The organism is Okeania sp. SIO2C2, from assembly GCF_010692625.1.
Lineage (GTDB): Bacteria > Cyanobacteriota > Cyanobacteriia > Cyanobacteriales > Microcoleaceae > Okeania > Okeania hirsuta.
Genome location: NZ_JAAHGM010000079.1, coordinates 22,707 through 28,706, shown reverse-complemented (window position 1 = coordinate 28,706; position 6,000 = coordinate 22,707). Strand labels below are relative to the sequence as shown.

Here is a 6,000-nt window from a genome sequence, read left to right as displayed (position 1 = left end):
CCGTCAGGAAAAAGAATAAAGCGTGGTTTGTATAGAAGTAGTAATAATTGGTTAATTAATGCAGACTGTAACGCGGCTGCAAATATAATCACAAAAGTAAGCAGAAAGCTAAGGTTAAACTTAAGCCAACTGTGTAGGGGCACTTTGACTTGTCCCCAAAGAGTATATCTTTGGTCAGCTCAGAATAGATGGAGCAACACCGATAAATCCGTGTTGCGTAGTATCTACTTAGAATCCCCGTGACTTGAGTCCGGGGAGTAGTCAAAGTAGATATCTCTTTGACTAAAAAGATAGATAATACCAATTTGATAAATGTTTGCTACAAATAGTTAGGCTATTTCTTAGGAGTCAACCCACCCCTCGCCCCTCCCCCTCCCAGGAGGGTAACTCAGTCGGACCGAGTCACACGATAATTGCTTCAATACCAGTTTGAACGGTCGTAAATTCTCTTTTTCGTCAAAGGGACATTTCCTACAAAATCTTTTTATCGCACTTATTATTTGAACACATTCTTTTTTCAAATTGGTAGAAGTTCCGACTTAAGAAATCCTACAGAAGCTATTCATTCTGACTCCTGTATGTTTTTCTACCAACGGCTTTATCTGATAAAATTTAATTTATGAAATTATTTACAACTGCTTGATTGAGTAGTAATTTTCTTGTTAGTTTTCAACCTGAAATCTGAAGAAATTTTGGTGGAGATTTCAAAGTATATATCTGAGTTTCTGTAGCGATCGCCTGTCGTACATTCAAAGGTATTTGCAACATTCCTAACAAAGAAATACCATCCATAACTTTTAAACCACCGATAGTTTTTTCTGCCAACAAACGGTCTACTACTTCTGGGTTTGGTATCAAGGAAAATTCTTGCTCAGAAGCAACAACAAATCCTAGTGGGCATCCATAACTGGTAGAATAAGGTTCTACAGAATAAGCATAATTAAACACAGTCTGTAAAGTTTTAACCACACGGACATGAAGATACATTTCGGCAGGAGAAATTGAGCCTCCTTGTATAATAAAAACTCCATCAGGAGATAAAATTTGGCGAATTTTTTGAAAGTATTCCTGAGTAAATAAGGGAAAAGATGGACCAGACTCAATAGGGTCTGTCAGATCGGAAATAATCACGTCCCAAGTTTCTGAAGAAGAGTTTAAAAAATTCTGAGCATCATCAATAATTAGTTCTACCCGAGGGTCTTCAAAAGAATTTTGGTGCATTTCTGGCAAATACTTTTTGCAGGCATCTACTACTTCCCCATCTATATCAACCATAACTAATTTTTCTACAGTTTTCCAGCGTAATACTTCTCGTAATGTTGCTCCTTCTGCACCTCCAAGTACTAAGACTTTGCGTGGGGACTCATGAAAAATCATTGCTGGATGCACTAAGCATTCATGGTAGAGAAATTCTTCTTCGGTGCAAGACTGCCACTTATTATCTAGTATTAAAGCTTTGCCATAAATACCTTCAACAATATGCATTTCCTGATATTTAGTTTTTTGATAAACCAGCACTCGATCGATGCCATGTTTATAAATATCCCAAGGTGTAATTTGTTCAGCGAACCATAAGTTTGTATTAAGTTTAGCACCTGCCATTGATGGTTTTCCTCCGAATAAATATTTAATTATAGCATTTTTAGACTTAAAGTAGGTATAGCGTTTTTATGTGGGATGTGGAAACCAAGTGTTATGAAAAAGGTCTGGAGGGAATAGTAAAGAAGGGAGAACAGCATTAAATATTAGCAAATATAAGGAGATAAAGCAATCAATAACCGCGCTTTTTTTATTATAAAAAACCTTAACCTACATTTAAATCTCATATAAAAAAACTATAGTTTAAATTAATTATAGAACAATTAAACGAGGGAATAAAGACCTAGTAATTGTCTATTCAGTTATCAGTTATCAGTAACTCCTGGAATAGGGAAGCTTTGAAGATTCAGGATTTTCTTTTTTATCTCTTGATAAAGATAAAAATTGAGGCCGGATATTTTTTGTTAATTTAAAAGAGAAAAAGGATTATTTTGACTCCTCAATACTTAACACCATATCCCAGTTTTATATATATTTTTATGCCTGCCTAGTTAATAAGTGCTGATAGAATTTTGAGGCATAAATAAGGAGGTATTTCAGTTTCCAGATTTTGGTTTCTTATCAAACTAAGAAAGGTTATAGCATTTCTCAAGTTACTGAGGTGCAATGACATTTCTTCTTTTCTCGCAGGAGTGCGCTACTAGGTGCGTCTGCGCACCTCACGGGGTCGCACCGCTATTCCCTGTTGCCCGAATTACTACTCCCTATTCCCTAAAACCAACGAATTTTGTAGTTCACGCTTCTTAGGAATTGCTATATATTTTTTCTAGTGCGGGGATTAAATACTGAGTTAAGGTAAAAGCATCTACTCCTAACTCGGTTCGTTTTTTTGCTGCTAATACTGCTGCTTGAGCGTGCCACCAAACTGCTGTTTTGACAGCTTCGAGTGGTGGAGTTTTAGCTGAAGTAATAGCTAATAAACCTCCAACTAATCCTGTTAATACATCTCCACTACCTCCTCTTGCTAATGCGGGAGTGCTTTCTGGATTAATCAATATTTTTTGACTATTGGCAATAATTGTTTTTGCTCCTTTGAAAACTAAAATCAGGTTACTGTTTTTAGTTACTTTTTGAGCTGCTAATATCCGATTATTGAGTTGATTTTCTAGGTGAGGAAATAGACGTTTAAATTCTCCTGGGTGGGGTGTAATAATTGTTGGTGCTTGGCGTTGACTGACTAAATAATTTTTTTCTAAATTATCACAAATATTTAAAGCATCAGCATCTAGAACTATCGGAGAATTTACTGATAATATTGCTTCTATTATAGATTTAGGTTCTGTGGTTAAACCAGGTCCGCAGGCGATCGCTTCAAATTTACTTAAATCTATATCTTTTGGTAATTGTTTTATTGTTCCGGTTTCTGTTTCAGGACAACCAATAATTAGTGCTTCTGGTAAGTGATTATTTAGTATAGGTTTAATTGATTCTGGTACGGCAATTGATAACATTCCTACACCTGTTGCTCTAGCTCCTAATCCTGTTAAAATTGCTGCTCCACTATAACGATGGGAACCTACAATTAATAATAAATTACCGTTTTTATATTTATAGGTTGTGGGAGAAAGAGGTAAGGGAAAATTTGCTGTGGCAGATGTTTTTGTGATTCTTTCAATAGTGGGAAATTCTCCTAAAATTTCTGTAATATCTGTCAGAGGAATATCAAAATCTATTAGTTCGGATGTACCTATATATTCTAATGCTTGGTCTTGTAAAAATGCTTGTTTCCACAGACCTAAACAAAATGTGTGGTTAGCAGAAATTGCTGTTCCTAAAACTTCTCCTGTATCTGTATGAATTCCAGAAGGTAAGTCGATACTAAATATCTGTTTTTTCCAACTATTAATTTCATTTATAGCTGTAGCTAAATCTCCGGTAATTTCTCGTTCTAAACCAAAGCCAAATAAACCGTCTATGAGCAAGTCACAATTTTTGACCGGGTAAATATTATCAACAAAATTAACTCCTAAAGATTGGAGATACTTACTATGAGTATTTGTTAATTCTTTAAGTTTTTGCATCGGACAGTAAACTATTATTTCATAACCTTGGAAATATAATTCTCTGGCTATGACTAAAGCATCTCCGCCATTATGACCAGGACCTACTAATATACCAATTTTACTAATATTACGATTGAATAATTTTACGATTCTTCGTGTTACTAATCCTGCAACTTTTTCCATTAATGCTGCTACTGGCATTCCGGCAACAAATATTCGTTCTTCTATTTGTCGCATTTGTGCAGCAGTAACTACAAACTTTTCTTTAGTATTGTTCATTTTTGCTGATTTATTATTCTAATTTAATTCTCTTCACTAGAAAAAAGTAAAGCTAAGAAAGAGGGAATAACTGAAGTTGGAAGAAAAAAAACAAAAATAATGATAGAGATAAGTAGATTCTCCAATCTTATCCGCTACTTCTAAGCTAAGACGCATTTTTACTGCTCTATTATTCTAATTTAATTCACTAGAAAAAGGAAAGTTCATTAATGGATAATGGATAATGGATAATGGATAATAGATAATTACCTCGGGTTTTAACCGTTACGGAATTGAATATAAGGAAATATTATTTCTTTATTTTCCCCTTGAAAGGGGAGGCGGAATTAGCTGAATTATTTAATTAATAATGATTAATGATTAATTATTCGGTAAGGAAGAACTGAAGTTGGAAGAAGAAAAAACAGAAATAATGATAGAGATATAGCAGAAGGAAGAAGGAACAAGCAAAAAGCAACAAAGAAAAATCTGATGTTGTCTGAATTTTCAGCTTTTGATATGTCAAATACAGTAATAGTGACTGCTATAAGTAGCTAATTTTAAGCTAAGAAAAATTTAGATTTTATCGCATTACCAAGGTAGGTTAGGACATAATTTGTTTACTTAAAAGCCTTAATTGTATATGTTTTCTGTTTTCCGTTCTCTTTGACAAAAAAGTTATATATATAGTTTAAATTCTCAATAGCTTAGGTGAAAAATTTGAGCTTTCTTTTTTGTAGCATTCATAGATGATAATTTGTATAAGACCAAATATCACGCATTTTTGCTATATCTTCCCGAATTTTTTTGGTCAATACCCTACCATTTTAAGGGGATAAAAAAAGAGAATATTCCAGATTTCAAGCCTCCTTATTACAGGAGGTACTGATAACTGATAACTGATAACTGATAACTGAAATTACTTACTTTTAACGACCAAAGTAAATAACCACATTAACAAACCCAGAATCTAATAAATAGCGTTGCCACTTTTCTGCTATTTCTTCCTTTTCAAAAGGTCCTATAGCTACATTTTCGGGAATTTCTGTCACTTGAATACCTTGGTCGGGAATTCCTAATAATCGCAATTTATATGTAATTAAAGCTAAATTTGTTGACTTACTAGGAATTAATAAATAATAAGATTTACTATTACTTAGTCCATAAGCAATTGAACGTTTAACTGGAGGATATACACTAGCTGCTAAAATTGCAGGTTTTACAGGTTCACCAAAAGCTTCATTTGAATCAAGTTTTTCTAGTTGGGCATTAATTCCTCTTTCTTCCAAATAATCTAACAAATCTAAAGCGAAAAATAACTGAGAAAAACTTCCTACTTGAATTACAGTGCTGCCTGCAAAAGAGCGCAATACTGCTCTTGGTTCGATTTTTCGCCGAATAATTCCTAACAACAACGCACTATCTGATTCAATATAGACAACATATCGTAAATTGGGAAATGGATTTACTTCGATGGGGTTAAATATTGGTTCTTGTTGTCGAATTGATGGTCTTACTGTTGATGAAGGTAATGCTTCAAGAGAACTTGGAAAGCTGGAATTTTCTGTTATTAATAGTGCATTTTTTTTTGTATTACTATTGGAACTAAAATTTGTGGTTTTGCTTTGCCTTTGATGGGTGGGTGAAATTTGAGTTTTAATAACTTTTCCTTGGGCGATAGTTTGGTGATTTATAGCTAAAAATCCTCCTAATATAATTGTTGATAATAATGAGATTTTTGAAATTCTGTATTCTAATATTAAAAATAATTGGTTTAGCATGGTGAGTCGAGCAAATAAATGATTATTTTTAGCAGGCGATAAAACATAGTTTGTTACATAGACAAAACAAAGTGAGATTATATATAGCAATTCTAAATTATCTTTTTATTTTTGGTTTAATACCCCACCGTCTACACGGTGTTGACAATTGGTTGGAGTTTGAGTCCCCATCCATTTTTTCTTCCTTTTTCAAACGTCAAATTCATAAGAAATTGCATAGAATAATATTTTGATCGGAGTTGACTTGAGATTAAGATAGACAAATTAATAAATTTGATAATTCTGCGCAGTCTCATATATAGCAGTCGAAAGAAAGGTTAGAAAAGATCGAGAATTTCAAACTCAGACAAAGTAATATT

At 33.5% G+C, this 6,000-nt stretch carries 3 protein-coding genes; all 3 read right to left on the bottom strand.

Annotated elements, in window-relative coordinates; translation table 11 throughout:
• Window positions 1-669 precede the first annotated feature (669 nt).
• A complete protein-coding gene (locus tag F6K18_RS32105) occupies window positions 670-1,602 on the bottom strand; it encodes a spermidine synthase (RefSeq protein WP_287526996.1) in 933 nt (310 codons plus the stop codon).
• A 740-nt stretch (window positions 1,603-2,342) separates the two neighbouring features.
• Window positions 2,343-3,881, bottom strand: coding sequence for an NAD(P)H-hydrate dehydratase (locus F6K18_RS32100; RefSeq protein WP_287526994.1), 1,539 nt, complete (start codon window positions 3,879-3,881; stop codon window positions 2,343-2,345).
• 908 nt (window positions 3,882-4,789) lie between these two features.
• Window positions 4,790-5,641, bottom strand: coding sequence for a hypothetical protein (locus tag F6K18_RS32095; protein ID WP_287526993.1), 852 nt, complete (start codon window positions 5,639-5,641; stop codon window positions 4,790-4,792).
• Window positions 5,642-6,000 lie beyond the last annotated feature (359 nt).